This window comes from Streptomonospora halophila (assembly GCF_039542725.1).
GTDB classification, from domain to species: domain Bacteria; phylum Actinomycetota; class Actinomycetes; order Streptosporangiales; family Streptosporangiaceae; genus Streptomonospora; species Streptomonospora halophila.
In genome coordinates, this window is the sequence record NZ_BAABIK010000014.1 from 2,836 (window position 1) to 18,318 (window position 15,483).

Consider the following 15,483-nt stretch of genomic DNA (forward strand, 5'->3'; position numbering starts at 1 on the left):
GACGGGAACGGGAACGGCGACGGGAACGGGAACGGGAACGGGAACGGGAACGGGAACGGGAACGGCGACGGGAACGGCGACGGGAACGGGAACGGGAACGGGAACGGCGACGGGAACGGGAACGGTTACGCGAACGGCTACTGATGTCCTGATCGTGCGTGGAACCTAGAGAGTCGATCCTCTGCTGTACTCGGGATCGAAGCGAATGTCTCCCTGGCCGATCGACCGATGAACCTGGCCGCTTCACCTCAGTCGGTGAGGCGGCCAGGTTTCGCGCGTCCTTCCACCGCCTTCGGGGTGCGGCGGTGCGGGGTTGCCCGGGATCAGGCCAGTGCGTCGACCGCGACCTCCGCCGACTCGGCCACCAGGGCGTCGTCGGTCTCGGCGTCGGGCTCGTCGTGCTTGGTCATGACCGCCATGACGATGGGGTCGTCATCCGGCGGCCAGACCACGGCGATGTCGTTGCGGGTGCCGTATCCGCCGCTCCCGGTCTTGTCGCCGACCGTCCAGCCCTCGGGCACCCCCGCGCGGATCAGGGCGTCGCCGGTGGTGTTGCGGCGCAGCATGTCCACGAGGAGCTCCCGCTTCTCCTCGGGCAGCACGTCGCCGAGGGCGTAGGCGCGCAGGCTGGTCGTCATGGCCTTCGGCGTGCTGGTGTCGCGGATGTCGCCGGGCTCGTAGTCGTTGAGTCCGGGCTCGATCCGGTCGACGTGGGTGGTCTCGTCACCGATCCCGTGCAGCGCCTCCTGCAGGCCCTCCGGCCCGCCGAGCTCCTCGAAGAGCAGGTTGGCCGCCGTGTTGTCGCTGTAGCGCACGGCCGCGTCGATCACCTCGCGCAGCTCCATGCCCTCGTCGACGTGCTTCGAGGTGATGGGGGCCCACTCGAGCAGGTCGTCCTCGGTGTAGGTGATGCGCCTGTCCAGTTCGTCCATCGGGGTCTGCTCCAGCACGGCCCCCGCGGAGAAGGCCTTGTGCGTGGAGGCGTAGGCGAACCGCTCGCCGGCGTTGTAAGCGACGGCCGCGCCGGATCCGGTGTCGAGGGCGTAGACCCCGACGTCCGCGTCGTGCTCCTTCTCCAGCCGCTTCAGGTCGGGTACGTACTCGCCGCGCGGCACCGAGGGCGCGGACCCCGACGCGGGGGTCGAGGCCGCGACGGGGGAGGCGGTGGGTGCGGCGCCCTCGTCGGCGGCGCATCCGGCGAGCGGAGCGAGGACGAGCGCGGCGGCCGCGGTCAGCCCCGCACTGCGGCGGAATCGGAGGTTCATGGGCGAAGCCTTCCTCTGGTGCGAACTCTGCCGACCGCGCGCATGCGGATTCGGAGCCGTGACCAGGCACGGGAGTCCCCCGACCGCCCTGCGCGCGGGCGGGAGGCCGCCGTTCGGCGGCCACGCAGCAGAGTCTGGCCGTGCCCGCTGATGCTGTCTAAGACGGAAACAGCGGTTCCCATGCGATTCCGGCATAGGATCAGGCCATGGATCTCGTCGGCGCCTGCGTCGCCTTCGTCTACGTGAGCGAACGCGGCAGCTTCACTCTCGGCGCGGCGGCCGCCCGCATCCCGCAGCCGGTCGCCAGCCGCCGCATCGGCGCGTTGGAGCGGCATCTGGGCGGGCGGCTGTTCGACCGCTCGACCCGCCGCGCCACCCTCACCCCCTTCGGCCGCGACATGCTGCCCTCGGCCCGGCGGCTGGTCGCCCTGGCCGAGGCCATGGAGCACGACGCCGAACGCGCCCGCCTCGCGCCGCTGCGGCTGGCCGTGCCCGACGTGTGCGGCACGCGCGAGCTGGCGCTGCTGGGCGCCGCCGCGCTGCACCAGGACGTCCGCCTGGACCTGCACCCTGCGCCGCCGCGGGCGCGCGAGGACCTGCTGCGCACCCGGCAGGTGCGCGCGTCCGTCGCCGCCGTGCCCGCCGACGAGGCCGCATGGCGGGTCCGGCTGGGGTTTGCGAGCGTGGCCGAACACCACTCCGCGGCCGTGCACCTGGAGACGCTGCGGGTGGGCCGGGGCGACTCCGAGGTCCGGCGCCGCGTGTGGATCCAACCCGAGGACGACGTCCCCCACATCCGCGACCGGGTCCGGCGGCTCGGCGAGTCGGTGGGCCTGCAGCCCGCCCAGATCGCGGTGGCCTCGGCCTTCACCACCGCCGCGGCGCACGTGCTGGACTCCGCCGATCTCCTGCTGTGCTCGGCGGCACAGGCCGCCGAACTGGGCCTGCACTGGCGCCCGGCGGGCGGGATCGACCCGGTGCGCGGCTACGCCGTCGCCGCCGGGGAGGGCGAGGACGCCGAGCGCATCGAGCGCGACCTCGCGGAGGGCCTGGCCGCCTGCCTCGGCGCCGACCGCGGCGAGGAGGCGCTCCGGTGAGCCCGGACCCGTTCGGCGGCGGCGAGTCCGCCCTGCTCCGCGACGTCCGCCGCGAGCTCGACGATGGCGGTCTGCACGGCTCCTTCCTGGTGCGCGACCTGGACACCGGGCAGGAGATCGGCATCGACCCGGACCTGGACTACCCGATCGCCTCGCTGGTGAAGGTGCCGCTGGCGGCGGCCACCCTGGAGCGCGTGCGCCGGGGCGAACTGGACGGCGCGGAGCCGGTCCGGGTGGAGCCGGGCCGCGTCACCACGCCCGGGCCCATGGGGCTGACCAGGTTCCGCCATCCCGCGTGGGCGGCGCTGGAGGACCTCGTCTACCTGAGCACCTGCATCAGCGACACCGCCGCCGCCGACGCCCTCTTCGCACTCACCCCGCCCTCCGGGGTGGCCCGGTGGCTGGAGTCGGCGGGCCTGCGGGGGCTCACTGTGCGCCACACGCTCAGCGAACTGCACGAGACCCCGGCCGAGCGCCTCGACCCCGGCGAGACGCACCTGGCCCACACCCTGGCCATCCAGGCGGGCACGCCCGGGCGCGGGCACGGTCTGGCCCTGCTCGACGCGACCCGCGCCAACTCCGGTTCGGCGCGGGCGCTGGTCGAGCTGCTGCAGGCGCTGTGGCGGCCCTCTGCGGTCCAGCCAGCGGTGGCCGAGCGGGTTCGCGAGCTGATGGGCGCCAACGTGCTGCGGCAGCGGCTGGCGCCCGACTTCGCCTCCGACGCGGCCGCGTGGTCGTCCAAGACCGGCACCCTGCTGAACCTGCGGCACGAGTTCGGCGTGGTCGAGCACGCCGACGGGCAGGCGTTCGCCGTCGCCGCGCTCACCGCCTCGCGCGTGCCCGCCACCGTCCAGCCCGCGGCCGAGGCGCTGATGGGGCGCACCGCCCGCCGTCTGCGCGACCACCTGCGCGGAGGCTGAGCGGGCCCGGCCGCGGCCGCCGCCCTTGCCGCCCGCCGCCCTTGCCGCCCGCCGCGCGGGTCCGCGCCGGGTAGGGGGAGACGCTCGTCACATCCGCGCTCGTCGCATCCGCGCGTGTCACATCCGTCCGGGCCACTCCGTCAGTCATGTGTACGCCGACTACACCGAACCCAGCAGAAGGAGTCCGGCATGGAGCCCCGTTTGGACGTCATGAGCAACCCCACCGCAGGCAGGATCCTCAAGCACCTCGTCGCCACGGGCAAGGCGCTCGCGGACTCGTCCCTGCCGGCCGCGACGCAGGAGCTGGTGAAGATCCGCGCGAGCCAGATCAACGGATGCGGCTTCTGCGTCGACATGCACACCAAGGACGCCACTGCCGCGGGTGAGACCCAGACCCGCCTCAACCTGGTCGCCGCCTGGCGGGAGGCCTCGGTCTTCACCGACGCCGAGCGCGCCGCCCTGGAACTGGCGGAGCAGGGCACCCGCATCGCGGACGCGGCCGGCGGCGTCACCGACGAGGCCTGGGAGAACGCCGCCAAGCACTACGACGAGGACCAGCTCGTCGCCCTGGTGTCCGCGATCGCCGTCATCAACACCTTCAACCGCCTCAACGTCATGGTCCAGAACCCCGCGGGCGACTACCGGCCCGGCCAGTTCGACCAGTTCGGCTAGTTCCGGGCAGCGCGGTGCGGCCGGCCGCTCGCTCGGCCGACCGCACCGCGCGTCCGGTCGATCCCGGAATCCGGAGAAGCTGTCCCGCTGCACGGGTTGCCTCGGATGTGGGGAATGTCGTGGAATCGCACTACGCCGCGGCACCCTCACCCGGCGCGACGACCTCGAAGGGACACTTGTGGCGCAACAGCAGCAGGAGCAGCACAAGCCCAGATGGCGGCTCATCGGTCCGGGGATCGTCGCGGCCGCCACGGGTGTGGGATCGGGCGACATGGTCGCCAGCCTCGTGGCGGGTGAGCGGTTCGGATACACCCTGCTGTGGGCGGTCGTGGTCGGCTGCCTCGTGAAGATCGCGCTGGCCGAGGCCACCGGGCGCTGGCACCTCGCCTCGGGCCAGACCATCTTCGACGGCTGGCGCGGCATGGGCCTGTGGACGTTCGTCTTCTTCGGCCCCTACATCGTGCTGTGGGGCTTCGTCTACGGCGCCACCGCGATGTCGGCGACGGCGCTGCCCCTGCAGGCGCTGTTCCCCTCGGTGCCGCTGTGGGTGTTCGCGGTCCTGGCCGGGATCTCGGGGCTGGGGTTCGTCTGGTTCAACCGGTACCCCGTGCTGGAGCGGGTGATGACCGTGCTGATCGGGGTCCTGTTCGTCACCGTGGTCGGACTGGCGGTCTACCTCGTACCGGACATCGGCTCCATGGCGGCGGGCCTGGTGCCGACCACCCCGCCCGACTCGCTCTTCTACTCCCTCGGCCTGATCGGCGGCGTCGGGGGCACGATCACCATGGCCGCGTACGGCTTCTGGTGCAACGCCAAGGGCTGGCGCGACGCCGGCTGGATCCGGATGATGCGGCTGGACAACAGGGTCGCCTACATCACCACCGGCGTGTTCGTCGTGGCGATGCTGATCGTCGGCGCCGAGCTGCTGAACAGCGCCCAGATCGCGCTCGCCGAAGGCGACGAGGGACTGATCCAGCTCGGCGAGGTGCTGCAGGAGCGCTTCGGGACGTTCGTCTCGGTGCTCTTCCTCATCGGCTTCTTCGCGGCCGCCTATTCGTCGCTGCTGGGCGTCTGGCACGGCGTCAGCCTGATGTTCGCCGACTTCGTGGGCAACATCCGCGGGCGCGCCGACCGGCCGGTGGAGGAGCGGGAGTCCAGCTGGGAGTTCCGCGCCTTCCTGCTGTGGCTGACGTTCCCGTCCATGCTCCTGCTGCTGTTCGACAAGCCGATCCAGCTCGTCATCGCCTACGGCGTCCTCGGTTCGGCGTTCATGCCCTTCCTGGCCTTCACCCTGATGTGGCTGCTGAACACCCGCCGCACGCCGCAGGAGTGGCGCAACGGCGTGGTGAGCAACGTCGGCCTGGCGGTGGCGGGCGGGCTCTTCCTCGTCCTGTGCGGAAACGAGATCTGGAGCCGACTCACCGCCGCGTGAGCGCGCCGCGAGGGCCGGCCGCGCGAGGTGCGGCCCTCCGGCCGGCCGCGGCGCCGCTGCCGGCCGGCCTACTCCTCCGCCAGAACCGCCTCCGCGACCTGCTCGCGGAGGCGGTCTCCGGCGTCCTCCAGCGCCTCGACGACGGCCTCCCGCCGCTCGCGCGTCAGTCCGCCCAGGGCCTCCTCGGCCAGCTCGTCCCAGACGGCCTCGATCCGCGGGACCAGGCGGCGCGCCTCCTGCGTCAGCACGACGCGCACCTGGCGCCGGTCGGCCGGCACCGGCTCGCGGCGGAACAGCTCCCGCTTCTCCAGCCGCGCCAGGGTGCGCGTGGCCGTCGGAGGCTCGATGCCCAGGCGCGCCGCGAGCTGCGAGACGGTCATACCGCCCTCCTCCTGGGCCAGCAGCCACAGCAGCACGTCCTGACCGGGGTGCAGACCCAGCTCGGCGAGCTTGCGGGACTTCACCTCGCGGTAGAGCTTGCCCATCTTGTTCAGCGCGCGGTTGACCCGCCTGGCCTCTTCGCTTTCCACCCGCCCATGCTACTGATGTATAGTCGGCTAATAAGTAGTCGGCTATCTAATTGGGAGGATGGCATGGACCTGCAACTCGACGGAAGAACGGTCCTGGTGACCGGCGGTTCGGGTGGCATCGGCCGCGCCGTCGCCACCGCGTTCGCCGCAGAAGGCGCCGCGGTCGCGGTCGGCTGGCACAGCGACGGCGCGGGTGCGCAGGAGTCCGTGGGCGCCGCCGAAGCGGCGGGCGCCCGGGCGGTGGGCGTGCAGCTGGACCAGGCCGACCCGGCGTCCTGCGCCCGGGTCGTGGCCGAGGTGGAGCGGAGGCTGGGCGGCGTCGACGTCCTGGTGGTCAACGCCGTCGTCTGGCCCTCCTCCTTCGAGTACAGCTGGGAGGAGCTCACCGCCGGGCTCACCGCCAACGCCGCCGGCCCGGTGGCGCTGGTGGAGGCGGCGCTGCCGGCGATGCGCAGCGCCGGGTGGGGGCGCGTGGTGCTCGTGTCCTCCGACGTCCTCGCCCAGCCGATGCCCGCGGCGGCCGCCTACCCGGCCGCCAAGGGCGCGCTTGAGGCGGCCGCGCGGGTCTTCGCTGTGCGCGAGGCCCGCCACGGCGTCCTCACCAACGTCGTGCGCCCCGGGTTCACGCTGACCCAGCGGGCGCTCGACCACCCGCGGATGGGCCGCTCCGCGGTCGAGGCGGAGGGGGAGGAGACGCCCACGGGCCGCATCTGCACCCCCGAGGACGTCGCCGGCGCCGTCGCCTTCCTCGGCTCCGGCGCCAACGGGCACGTCAACGGCGAGGTGCTCTCCGTCGCCGGCGGCCGGCAGCTCACGCGCTGAGCAGCGGCGGGCGCGCGCCGCGCCGTCGGACCGGCACCGGCGGCGGGCGGCGGCACGGCCGCCGCTTCCGCAAGGCCCGGCGCGCAAGGGATCGCGGGATCGGCCGGGTGGCTCTAGAGTGGCTGGAGTCGAGGCGATTCCTCCTGAATCGCCGTTTTTCTGCACGCATGGAAACGGGTTTCGCCATGACCGACGCGCCCTCCACCCCCGATCCGGCCGCGCCCGCCGGCATCGACACCACGGTCCCCAGCCCCGCCCGGCTCTACGACTACTACCTGGGCGGCAAGAACAACTACGCGGTCGACCGGGAGCTGGGCGACCGGATCATGCAGAGCCTGCCCGAGACCAGGCAGAGCGCCGTGGCCAACCGGCTGTTCCTGGGTCGGGCGGTGGACTTCCTCTGCGAGCAGGGTATCGACCAGTTCATCGACATCGGCTCGGGCCTGCCCACCCAGGACCCCGTCCACGAGGTCGCCCGCCGCCGCCACCCCGACGCGCGCGTGGTCTACGTGGACTACGACCCCGCCGTGCGCGTGCACGCCGAGGCGCTGCTGGCCGACGACCCCGAGCTGACCGGCGTCGTCCAGCACGACATGCGCGAACCCGAGGGGCTCTACCGCCACCCCGAGCTCACCGCGCGCATCGACCCCGAGCGGCCGGTCGGACTGCTGATGCTGGCGCTGCTGCACTTCGTCACCGACGACCAGCACCCCTACGACCTGGTGCGCCGCCACCTGGAGCACCTGGCGCCCGGCTCCTACCTGGTCATCAGCCACGCCGAGTCCGACAGCCACCCCGACCGGGCCGACTACGCCAGCCAGGAGTACCGCTCCTCCAGCGCCAACCTGCGCGTGCGCACGCAGGAGGAGATCAAGGCCTTCTTCGCGGACGTCACCCCGGTGCCGCCCGGCGTGGTGCACCTGGCCGACTGGCGCCCGCGCGACAACCAGCCCTACTACACCTCCCAGCAGGTCTCCGGGCTCGCCGGTGTCGCCCGCTGGGACGGCCCGCCCGAGCGGGACTGACGGGGGCCGGGGGCGCTCCGCGCTTCCGGACCGGGGCCTCCCGCTACGCCGGCTGCGACCGGGCCAGGCGGAACCCCAGGTCGTCGGTGCGCAGCGTCGGGTGGCTCTTGCGGCGGCACGAGGCGCGGCAGCCGCGCGGCAGGTCGTTCCAGCCGCCGCCGCGGAAGACGCGGTAGGGGCCGTAGACCCGCGGGTCGAAGCGGTCCCAGCACCACTCCCACACGTTGCCGAGCATGTCGTGCAGCCCCCAGGCGTTGGGGGCCCGGGTCGCGACCTCGCGGGCAGCGCCGCCGGAGTTGCCGCGGTGCCAGGCGATGTCGTCCAGCTCGCCGTAGCGGACCGCGGCGCCGCCGGCCCGGCAGGCGTACTCCCACTCCGCCTCCGTGGGCAGCCGGTAGCCGTCGGCCGCCCAGTCGCAGGCGATGCCCAGGCCGTCGGGGCCCGGCTCGCCGGAGTAGCAGGGGCGCAGCCCCGCCGCGAGCGAGAGCCGGTCGCAGAAGCGCACCGCGTCGATCCAGGAGACCTCGGTGACCGGTGCGCACGGGCCCGCGCCGTCCGCGGCGCCCTCGCCCAGCACGGCGCGGTAGAGGTCCAGCGTGACCGGACACGCCGCGATGGAGAACGCGTCGAGGGCCACCCGCCACTCCCGCCGCGTGCCCTCGTCCCGCAGCACGATCTCCCCCGCGGGTAGGGCGGTCGTCTCCGGTCCGGCCGCCGGGTGCGGCGCCGGTTCGAGTCCGGTCATGGGCGCCACATTACGCGCGCCGCGCCGCGCGGCGCCGGGCCCAGGCGGGCACGCGCCCGCCGGGGGCGATCACGCCGGGTCGGCCGCCATGCCGCGGTCCACCAGGTAGGTGGGGACCACGTAGTTCGCCGGTGCCGAGCGTGGCCTGCGCAGCCGCTGGAACACCAGCTCCGCCGCCAGGCGTCCCAGTGTGCGCGTGTCATAGCCGACGACGGTCACCGGGCGGGGCAGCAGTTTGGCGAACTCGAAGTCGTCGAACGCCGCCAGCCGCGTCCGGTCGCGCCTGCGTGCGAGTTCCTCGACGGCGCCGAGCAGGATGCGGTTGTTGCCGCAGAACAGCGCGGTGGGCGGCTCGGAGGAGTCCAGCATGGCGCCGACCGCGTCGCCGGCGTCGTGCGGGCGGTCGGAGTAGATCCTCCGGAAGTGTCGGCCGGTCTCGATCCCCGCCTCCTCCAGGGCCTCGGCGGCCCCGGCCAGGCGCTCGCGCATCGTGAAGTCGTTGAGCGAGTCGGTGATCACCCCGATCTCGCGGTGCCCCTCGGCGAGCAGCCGGCGGATGAGGTCGCGGGTGCCGGTGCGGTTGTCGATCAGCACCGTGTCGGCCAGGCACCCGCTCGGCGGGCTGTCGATGAACACCGCCGGCATGCCCCGCGCGATCTCGGCGCCCAGGTAGGACTGGTCGTCGCCGGTGGGAGCGACGATCAGCCCGTCCACCCGGCGCTCGCACAGGTCGAGCACGAGTTCGCGCTCGCGGACCGCGTCCCAGCCGGAACTGGCGGTGATCAGCTGGGTGTCGAACCGCTCGGCCACAGCCGCGGCCGCCGCGGCGATCGTGGAGTAGAACGGGTTGGCCAGATCGAGGATGATCAGCCCGATCGTGGCCGTGGTGCGGCCGCTGCGCAGGTTCGCGGCCACGTTGTTGCGCTGGAACCCCAGCTCGGCCATCGCGTCGCGGACGCGCTCGGCGAGGTCGGCGCGCACCGTGGGCACCCCGTTGGCCACGCGCGAGACGGTTTTGAGGCTCACCCCGGCGGCCCGCGCGACGTCGACCATCGTGGGCCGGCGGCCGGGGTCCGGCCCAGCGGCCTGGTCGGTCATGGCTGGGCTCCTCGGTCTCGTCGGCGGCGCGGAGGGCGACCGCGGCCCTGCCTCGGCCTGGGGGCGGGGCTCGGCGACTCGGCGCGGGGCGGCGCCGGTGCCGTCAACGTACTGGATGCACGGGGGCGAGGCAACGTTGTCTTGCGGCCGTTCCGGGCCACGCGCCCGGCCCCCTCCGGCATCGCCGCTGCACCCCGCTATGCAGGTCGAATGTCCGGATACCTCTTGACATGTCCAAGTGAGCCGGATCACTGTACTGGGGACAACGTTGTCTGTCCTGGAGGTCGAAGGAGGTGCGGATGCGTCCCCTGCGGATGCCGGTCGCGGCGATGGAGCACTTCTATCGCGGAGGTGCGGCCATAGCCGACCTGCGCGGCGGCCCGCCGCGTTGTGAACGCTCACCCGAGGAGTGGCTGGCGTCGACGACCGCCCGGTCCGGCGCCGAACCCGCCGGGCTGAGCCGCCTGGAGGACGGTTCGCTGCTGCGCGACGCCATCGCCGCCGACCCGGCGGCCTGGCTCGGCCCCGTGCACGTGGAGCGGTTCGGCGCGCAGCCGGAGCTGCTGGCCAAGCTACTGCACGCCGGCGAGCGCCTGCCCGTCCACCTGCACCCCGACCGCGCCTTCGCCGGACGCCACCTCGGGTGCGCCCACGGCAAGACCGAGGCCTGGGCCGTCCTCGACGCGGAGGACGCCACAACCGTCCACCTGGGCTTTCGCGTTCCGGTCGAGCGCGGTGAGCTCGCCGGCCTGGTCGAACGCCAGGACACCGCCGGCCTGCTGGAGCGGATGCACGAGGTACCGCTGCGGACCGGCGACACCGTCGTGGTGCCCGCGGGCGTGCCGCACGCCCTCGGCGCCGGCGCGTTCGTGCTGGAGGTCCAGGAGCCCACCGACTTCTCCATCCTGCTCGACTGGCGCGGCTACGCCATCGACGGTCCCAGCGAGGGCCATCTCGGGCTGGGGTTCGACGTCGCGCTGGACGCGGTACGCCGCACCCCGCTCAGCGCCGCCGAAGTGGAGGCGCTGCGCGTGCCCGCCGCACTCGCGGCCGCGCCCGCCGAGGGGCCCCGGCCGCTGCTGGCGCCCGCGGCCGCGCCCTTCTTCCGCGCCGACCTGCTGCGGCCGCCGGAAGGGGCCGATACAAGCGTCCCCGCCGGGTTCGGCGTGCTCGTCGTGCTGGACGGCTCCGGCACGCTGCGCACCGCCGACACCGACCTCCGCCTGGCACGCGGCGACGTGCTGGCGCTGCCGCACGGCGCCGGTCCGCTGCGTATGAGCGGCGCGGCAACCGCCGTACTGTGCCGGCCGCCCGACCCCGCGCTCGAGCGCACCTCCGAACCCGCCTCCGAACCCGCCGCCGAACCCGCCGCCGAACCGGCCGCCGCGACCGGCGCCGATACCGGCGCGCCGCACTGACCGCACCCGCCGCGCCCGCCCCGCCCCCGCACCGGCGCGGCACCGGACCGTCCGCCGGCCGGCAGACCCCGTCCGAGACCGCCGTTCCCCACCCATTGCAGGCCCTCCCCGCGAAACCCGACCCCTCCCCGGCGCCGGAACCCCGACCTCCGGCGCAGCAGATTCCCGAAGGAGCATCATGTACCGCCTGCCGCACACCAAGACCGTCCTCGCCGCCCTGGCCGCCGGCACCCTCCTGCTCTCCGGATGCAGCTCGCAGAGTCCCGTCGACAACTCGGACGAGGGAGGCGAGATCGAGACGATCGGCCTCATGGTCCAGGACCTGAGCAACCCCTTCTTCACCGCGATGCAGTCCGGTGTCGAGGACGCCGCCAAGGAGATGGGCGCCGAGGTCGTCACCGAGGACGGGCGCCAGGACCTCGGCGCCCAGAACGAGCAGATCGACGCCTTCATCCAGCAGCAGATCGACGTGCTGCTGATCAATCCCGTCGACTCCGAGGGCATCGGTCCGGCCGTGCAGCGCGCGGTCGACGCCGGGATCACGGTCGTCGCGGTCGACGTCACCGCCAAGAACGCCGAAGCCTTCATCACCTCCGACAACGTTCAGGCCGGGCGCCTCGCCTGCGAGCACCTGTTCGAGTCGATCGGCGGAGAGGGGCGCATCCTCATCATCGACGGCACCCCCATCTCCTCGGTGCAGGACCGCGTCAAGGGCTGCGAGCAGGTCATGGAGGACTACCCCGACATCGAGGTCGCGGGCCACCAGCACGGCGACAACAACCGCGAGGAGGCGCTGACCGTCGCCACCGACATGCTCACCGCCAACTCCGACGTCGACGGGATCTTCGCCATCAACGACCCCACCGCGCTCGGCGCCAACCTGGCCGCCGAGCAGACCGGTGTCGAGGACCTGGCGATCGTCGGCGTGGACGGTTCGCCCGCCGCCGAGAAGGAGCTGGCCGACCCCGAGTCCATGTTCGAGGCGACCGCCGCGCAGGACCCCAAGCAGCTCGGCGTCACCGGCCTGGAGATGGCCACGAAGCTGTACAAGGGCGAGCAGGTGGAGAACACCGAGCAGCTCGTCGAGACCGAGCTGATCACCGCTGACAACCTCGACGAGTACGAGGGCTGGGAGTGACCGCGGCTCCGCTGCTGCGCATGACCGGGGTCAGCAAGGCGTTCCCCGGTGTGCAGGCGCTCACCGACGTCCATCTCGAACTGCGCTCGGGCGAGGTGCACGCGCTGATGGGGGAGAACGGCGCCGGCAAGTCGACGTTGATCAAGATGCTGGCCGGGGTGCACACCCCCGATTCGGGCACGATCGAGATCGACGAGAACCCGGTGTCGATCAGCACTCCGCAGCGCGCGGTGGACCTGGGGATCGCGGTGATCCACCAGGAGCTCAACCTCGCACCCAACCTCACCGTCGCGCAGAACCTCGCGCTGGGCCGCGAGCCCCGCACCCGGTTCGGTCTGCTGGACCGGGCGCGCATCCGGCGCGAGGCCGCCGCCAAGCTGGAGCGCGTGGGCGGCGGCATCGACCCCGACACCGTCCTGGGCACCCTCAGCGTCGGCATGCAGCAGGTCGTCGAGATCGCGCGGGCGGTCGCGCAGAACGCCCGCCTGCTGGTGCTCGACGAGCCCACCGCCGCCCTGTCCGAGACCGAGGCCCAGCGCCTGTTCTCCCTGGTGGAGGAGATGCGCGGGCGGGGGATGGGCCTGCTCTACATCAGCCACCGCATGGAGGAGGTCTACCGGCTGGCCGACACCGTCACCGTCCTGCGCGACGGCCACTGGGTGGGCACCTCGCCGCGCACCGAGCTGGAGCCCGAGGACATCGTCACCCGCATGGTCGGGCGCACCCTCACCGACCTGTACGCGCGTCGGCGGCAGGAGCCGGGCGAGCCGGTACTGGAGGCCGAGGGGATCGGCGACGGCGCCGGCATCGGCCCGGTCGACCTGACGCTGCGGGCCGGGGAGGTCGTGGGGCTCGGCGGTCTCATCGGCGCGGGCCGCACCGAGCTGGCCCAGCTGCTGTTCGGTGCGGCCCGCGCCCGCAGGGGGCGGCTGCGCGTGGGCGGGCGCCCGGTCCACCACCGCAGTCCGCTCGACGCGACCAGGAACGGCGTCGCCTACGTACCCGAGAGCCGCAAGGAGCAGGCGCTGTTCCCGGACATGTCCATCCGCGACAACGTCGTCACCACCGGGCTGGGCCTGGGACAGGTCAGCGATCTGGGGGTTCTGCGGCGCGGACGCGTCTCACGGCGCGTCGCGTCGCAGATCGACGCGCTGCGGGTGCGCTGCTCGTCGGTGCTGCAGCGGGTGGCCGAGCTGTCGGGCGGCAACCAGCAGAAGGTCGTGCTGGGCCGGTGGCTGGCCGTATCCCCCCGTGTGCTGCTGCTGGACGAGCCCACACGCGGCGTTGACGTCGGCGCCAAGCAGGAGATCTACCGCATCGTCGACCGGCTGGCGGCCGAGGGCGTCGCGGTCCTGGTCATCTCCTCCGACCTGCCGGAGCTGTTGGGCATCAGCGACCGGGTGCTGGTCATGCGCAACGGAACCGTCGCCGCCGAGCTCTCCCGCGCGGAGGCGACCGAGGAGGCGGTCATGCTGCACGCCACGGGCGTCGCCGCCGGGACCGGTTAGGCACCCGCCGGGCCGGGCCGCGGGTCGGCGAGACCGGCGGCCCGGCCCGGCGGCCGCCCCCTTCCCCTCCCCAATCCCCACCTCTGCCCCCGACCTTTTCGAGGACCAAGGAAACCTATGACCGAGACGAGTCGTGCCGGCGATACGGCACCGGTCGCCAAGGCGGCGGACATCCCCGCTCCGCGAGCGGGAAGGCCGCGGTTCGCGAGACTGTGGGACCGCTACGGCATCCTCGGCGTCCTGGTGCTGATGATCGTGCTGATGGCGGTGCTCGCGCCCAACTTCCTCACGTTCGCCAACGTCTTCAACGTCGCGCGGGCGGCCTCGATCAACGCGATCCTGGCCGCGGGGATGACGCTGGTCATCCTCACCCGCGGCATCGACCTGTCCGTGGGCTCCAACCTGGCGGTGTGCGGCATCGTTTCGGTGCTGCTGTGGACATCGGGCCTGCCCGCCGTCGTCTGCGTCGCCGGCGGCATCGCCGTGGGGGCCGCGTTCGGCCTGCTCAGCGGTGCACTCATCGCCTATCTCGCGCTGCCGGCGTTCATCGTCACCCTCGGCGGCCTGACCTACCTGCGCGGCACCGCCTACCTGCTCACCGACGGCCAGCCGCTGCTGGCCGACGACCTCGGGTTCCGCCTCATGGGCAGCGGCTTCGTCGCCGGCGTGCCCGTGCCCGTCGTGCTGATGCTCGCCGTCTTCGCCGTCCTGTGGTTCGTGCTGCGCTACACCCGGTTCGGCACCGAGGTCTACGCCATCGGCGGCAACCCCGAGGCCGCGCGGCTGGCCGGCATCAAGGTGAAGTGGACCCTGGTGCGGGTCTACGTCATCGCGGGCGCCTGCGCCGGGCTGGCCGGCGTGATCTTCTCCGCGCGCGTGATGTCGGGCCAACCCACCGCCGGCGAGACCTACGAGCTGGACGCGATCGCCGCCGTCGTGCTCGGCGGTACGAGCCTGATGGGCGGGATCGGCACCGTCCAGCGGACCTTGATCGGCGCGATGATCATGGGTGTGCTCAGCAACGGGCTGCTGCTGATGAACGTGCCCTACTTCTATCAGCTCATCATCAAGGGGGCCGTCATCGTGCTGGCCGTGGCCATCGACAGCCTCAAGAACTGGAAGCGGGCCTGAGCCGGGCGCCGCGCGTCCGGCCGCCCGGTCCTGCCGCGCGCGGGTCCGGGCGGCCGGGCACGGCGCCGTGATGCGCCGGTCCGCCGATGGGCCGCCGGTGAACAAGTCCGGCAGCGGACCGGAGCGCGCGGTAATGGACTCCGCCCCCGCAGTGGACACGTGGGCGGCTCCGGGGTGGGAGGGCATCGAGGGGTCGGGCCCGCGCGGGGCTGCGCTGCGGCGTTGCGCGGCTGCGGCCGGATTCCGGCGAGCCGCGCGGGACATCCCATTGGCAGGCCCGGATGCCTAAGCGGAATCGCATTCGCCGCCCGCTGGCCGGCGTCGGCCATTCAGGACGGGCATAACGCACAGGAAAGCCGAACGCCCTGCGTGGAATGCGCTGTTGTGCGAAACGGTCCGCGCTTCGGCCGCACGGTCCGCCGGCCCGCGTCCCGCCGACCCCCGGCGGCTGCGCCGCCGGGGTGGAGCCGCGTGCGGCTCGCGGTGCCTGCGCAGCGCGCGCCCGCCCGATACCGTCGGAAGAGGGCGAAGTACAGTGTCGGGGGCCTCCCGACGCGGTTGATCAGGGCATCGCGGGCCGAGGCCTGCGGCGTCCGCCGCCCGGGCGCGACGCCCGCCGGCGGACGGCCGGCACACAGGGCACGACGGCGACTGCCGGACGAGAAGATCATGGAGACGCAGA

General features: G+C 73.2%; 14 protein-coding genes. 10 read left to right on the plus strand and 4 right to left on the minus strand.

Going from position 1 to position 15,483, the window contains the following annotated elements; translation table 11 throughout:
- Positions 1 to 323: 323 nt before the first annotated feature.
- On the minus strand, positions 324 to 1,265 hold the full coding sequence (gene bla / locus ABEA15_RS13305) for a class A beta-lactamase (RefSeq protein ID WP_345556876.1): 942 nt from the start codon (positions 1,263 to 1,265) through the stop codon (positions 324 to 326).
- A gap of 206 nt (positions 1,266 to 1,471) precedes the next feature.
- Here bla and ABEA15_RS13310 point away from each other — a divergent pair, with 206 nt between their 5' ends.
- The 4 genes from ABEA15_RS13310 (at position 1,472) to ABEA15_RS13325 (ending at position 5,386) form a co-directional block, all read left to right on the plus strand.
- Positions 1,472 to 2,362 (plus strand): LysR family transcriptional regulator, encoded by an 891-nt coding sequence (locus ABEA15_RS13310; protein WP_345556877.1) that lies wholly within the window; start codon positions 1,472 to 1,474, stop codon positions 2,360 to 2,362.
- A complete protein-coding gene (locus ABEA15_RS13315) occupies positions 2,359 to 3,282 on the plus strand; it encodes a serine hydrolase (RefSeq protein WP_344142055.1) in 924 nt (307 codons plus the stop codon). The genes ABEA15_RS13310 and ABEA15_RS13315 overlap by 4 nt, the downstream gene beginning before the upstream one ends.
- 189 nt (positions 3,283 to 3,471) lie before the next feature.
- The gene (locus tag ABEA15_RS13320; RefSeq protein WP_345556878.1) at positions 3,472 to 3,954 is read left to right on the plus strand and encodes a carboxymuconolactone decarboxylase family protein; all 483 of its coding nucleotides are present in this window, start codon (positions 3,472 to 3,474) and stop codon (positions 3,952 to 3,954) included.
- A 178-nt stretch (positions 3,955 to 4,132) separates the two neighbouring features.
- Positions 4,133 to 5,386, plus strand: a complete 1,254-nt coding sequence (locus ABEA15_RS13325) for an Nramp family divalent metal transporter (protein ID WP_344142053.1) — start codon at positions 4,133 to 4,135, stop codon at positions 5,384 to 5,386.
- A 68-nt stretch (positions 5,387 to 5,454) separates the two neighbouring features.
- Here the strand turns inward: ABEA15_RS13325 and ABEA15_RS13330 are convergent, their stop codons facing one another.
- The gene (locus tag ABEA15_RS13330) at positions 5,455 to 5,916 is read right to left on the minus strand and encodes a MarR family winged helix-turn-helix transcriptional regulator (RefSeq protein WP_344142052.1); all 462 of its coding nucleotides are present in this window, start codon (positions 5,914 to 5,916) and stop codon (positions 5,455 to 5,457) included.
- Between the two features lie 63 nt (positions 5,917 to 5,979).
- Between ABEA15_RS13330 and ABEA15_RS13335 the strand changes: the two genes are divergently transcribed.
- Positions 5,980 to 6,738, plus strand: coding sequence for an SDR family oxidoreductase (locus ABEA15_RS13335; RefSeq protein ID WP_345556879.1), 759 nt, complete (start codon positions 5,980 to 5,982; stop codon positions 6,736 to 6,738).
- A 167-nt stretch (positions 6,739 to 6,905) separates the two neighbouring features.
- Positions 6,906 to 7,763, plus strand: a complete 858-nt coding sequence (locus tag ABEA15_RS13340) for an SAM-dependent methyltransferase (RefSeq protein WP_344142050.1) — start codon at positions 6,906 to 6,908, stop codon at positions 7,761 to 7,763.
- 43 nt (positions 7,764 to 7,806) lie between these two features.
- On the opposite strand, the gene ABEA15_RS13345 is transcribed toward ABEA15_RS13340, so the two are convergent.
- Both ABEA15_RS13345 and ABEA15_RS13350 read right to left on the minus strand, forming a co-directional pair.
- Entirely contained in the window at positions 7,807 to 8,508 is a 702-nt protein-coding gene (locus ABEA15_RS13345) for a formylglycine-generating enzyme family protein (RefSeq protein WP_345556880.1), read from the minus strand.
- Positions 8,509 to 8,577: 69 nt separating this feature from the next.
- Positions 8,578 to 9,606 carry a LacI family DNA-binding transcriptional regulator gene (locus ABEA15_RS13350; protein ID WP_345556881.1) on the minus strand — a complete coding sequence of 343 codons (1,029 nt, stop codon included), beginning with the start codon at positions 9,604 to 9,606 and terminating at the stop codon, positions 8,578 to 8,580.
- Between the two features lie 299 nt (positions 9,607 to 9,905).
- Between ABEA15_RS13350 and ABEA15_RS13355 the strand changes: the two genes are divergently transcribed.
- The 4 genes from ABEA15_RS13355 to ABEA15_RS13370 all read left to right on the plus strand — a co-directional run bounded on the left by ABEA15_RS13355 (position 9,906) and on the right by ABEA15_RS13370 (position 14,801).
- Complete coding sequence (locus tag ABEA15_RS13355; protein WP_345556882.1) at positions 9,906 to 11,024, plus strand: class I mannose-6-phosphate isomerase; 1,119 nt, start codon at positions 9,906 to 9,908, stop codon at positions 11,022 to 11,024.
- Positions 11,025 to 11,202: 178 nt separating this feature from the next.
- Positions 11,203 to 12,162 carry an ABC transporter substrate-binding protein gene (locus ABEA15_RS13360; protein WP_344142045.1) on the plus strand — a complete coding sequence of 320 codons (960 nt, stop codon included), beginning with the start codon at positions 11,203 to 11,205 and terminating at the stop codon, positions 12,160 to 12,162.
- Positions 12,159 to 13,670 (plus strand): sugar ABC transporter ATP-binding protein, encoded by a 1,512-nt coding sequence (locus ABEA15_RS13365; RefSeq protein WP_344142044.1) that lies wholly within the window; start codon positions 12,159 to 12,161, stop codon positions 13,668 to 13,670. The genes ABEA15_RS13360 and ABEA15_RS13365 overlap by 4 nt, the downstream gene beginning before the upstream one ends.
- A gap of 117 nt (positions 13,671 to 13,787) precedes the next feature.
- Positions 13,788 to 14,801: an ABC transporter permease subunit gene (locus ABEA15_RS13370; protein ID WP_344146391.1), complete on the plus strand. Its 1,014-nt coding sequence runs from the start codon at positions 13,788 to 13,790 to the stop codon at positions 14,799 to 14,801.
- Positions 14,802 to 15,483: the final 682 nt, after the last annotated feature.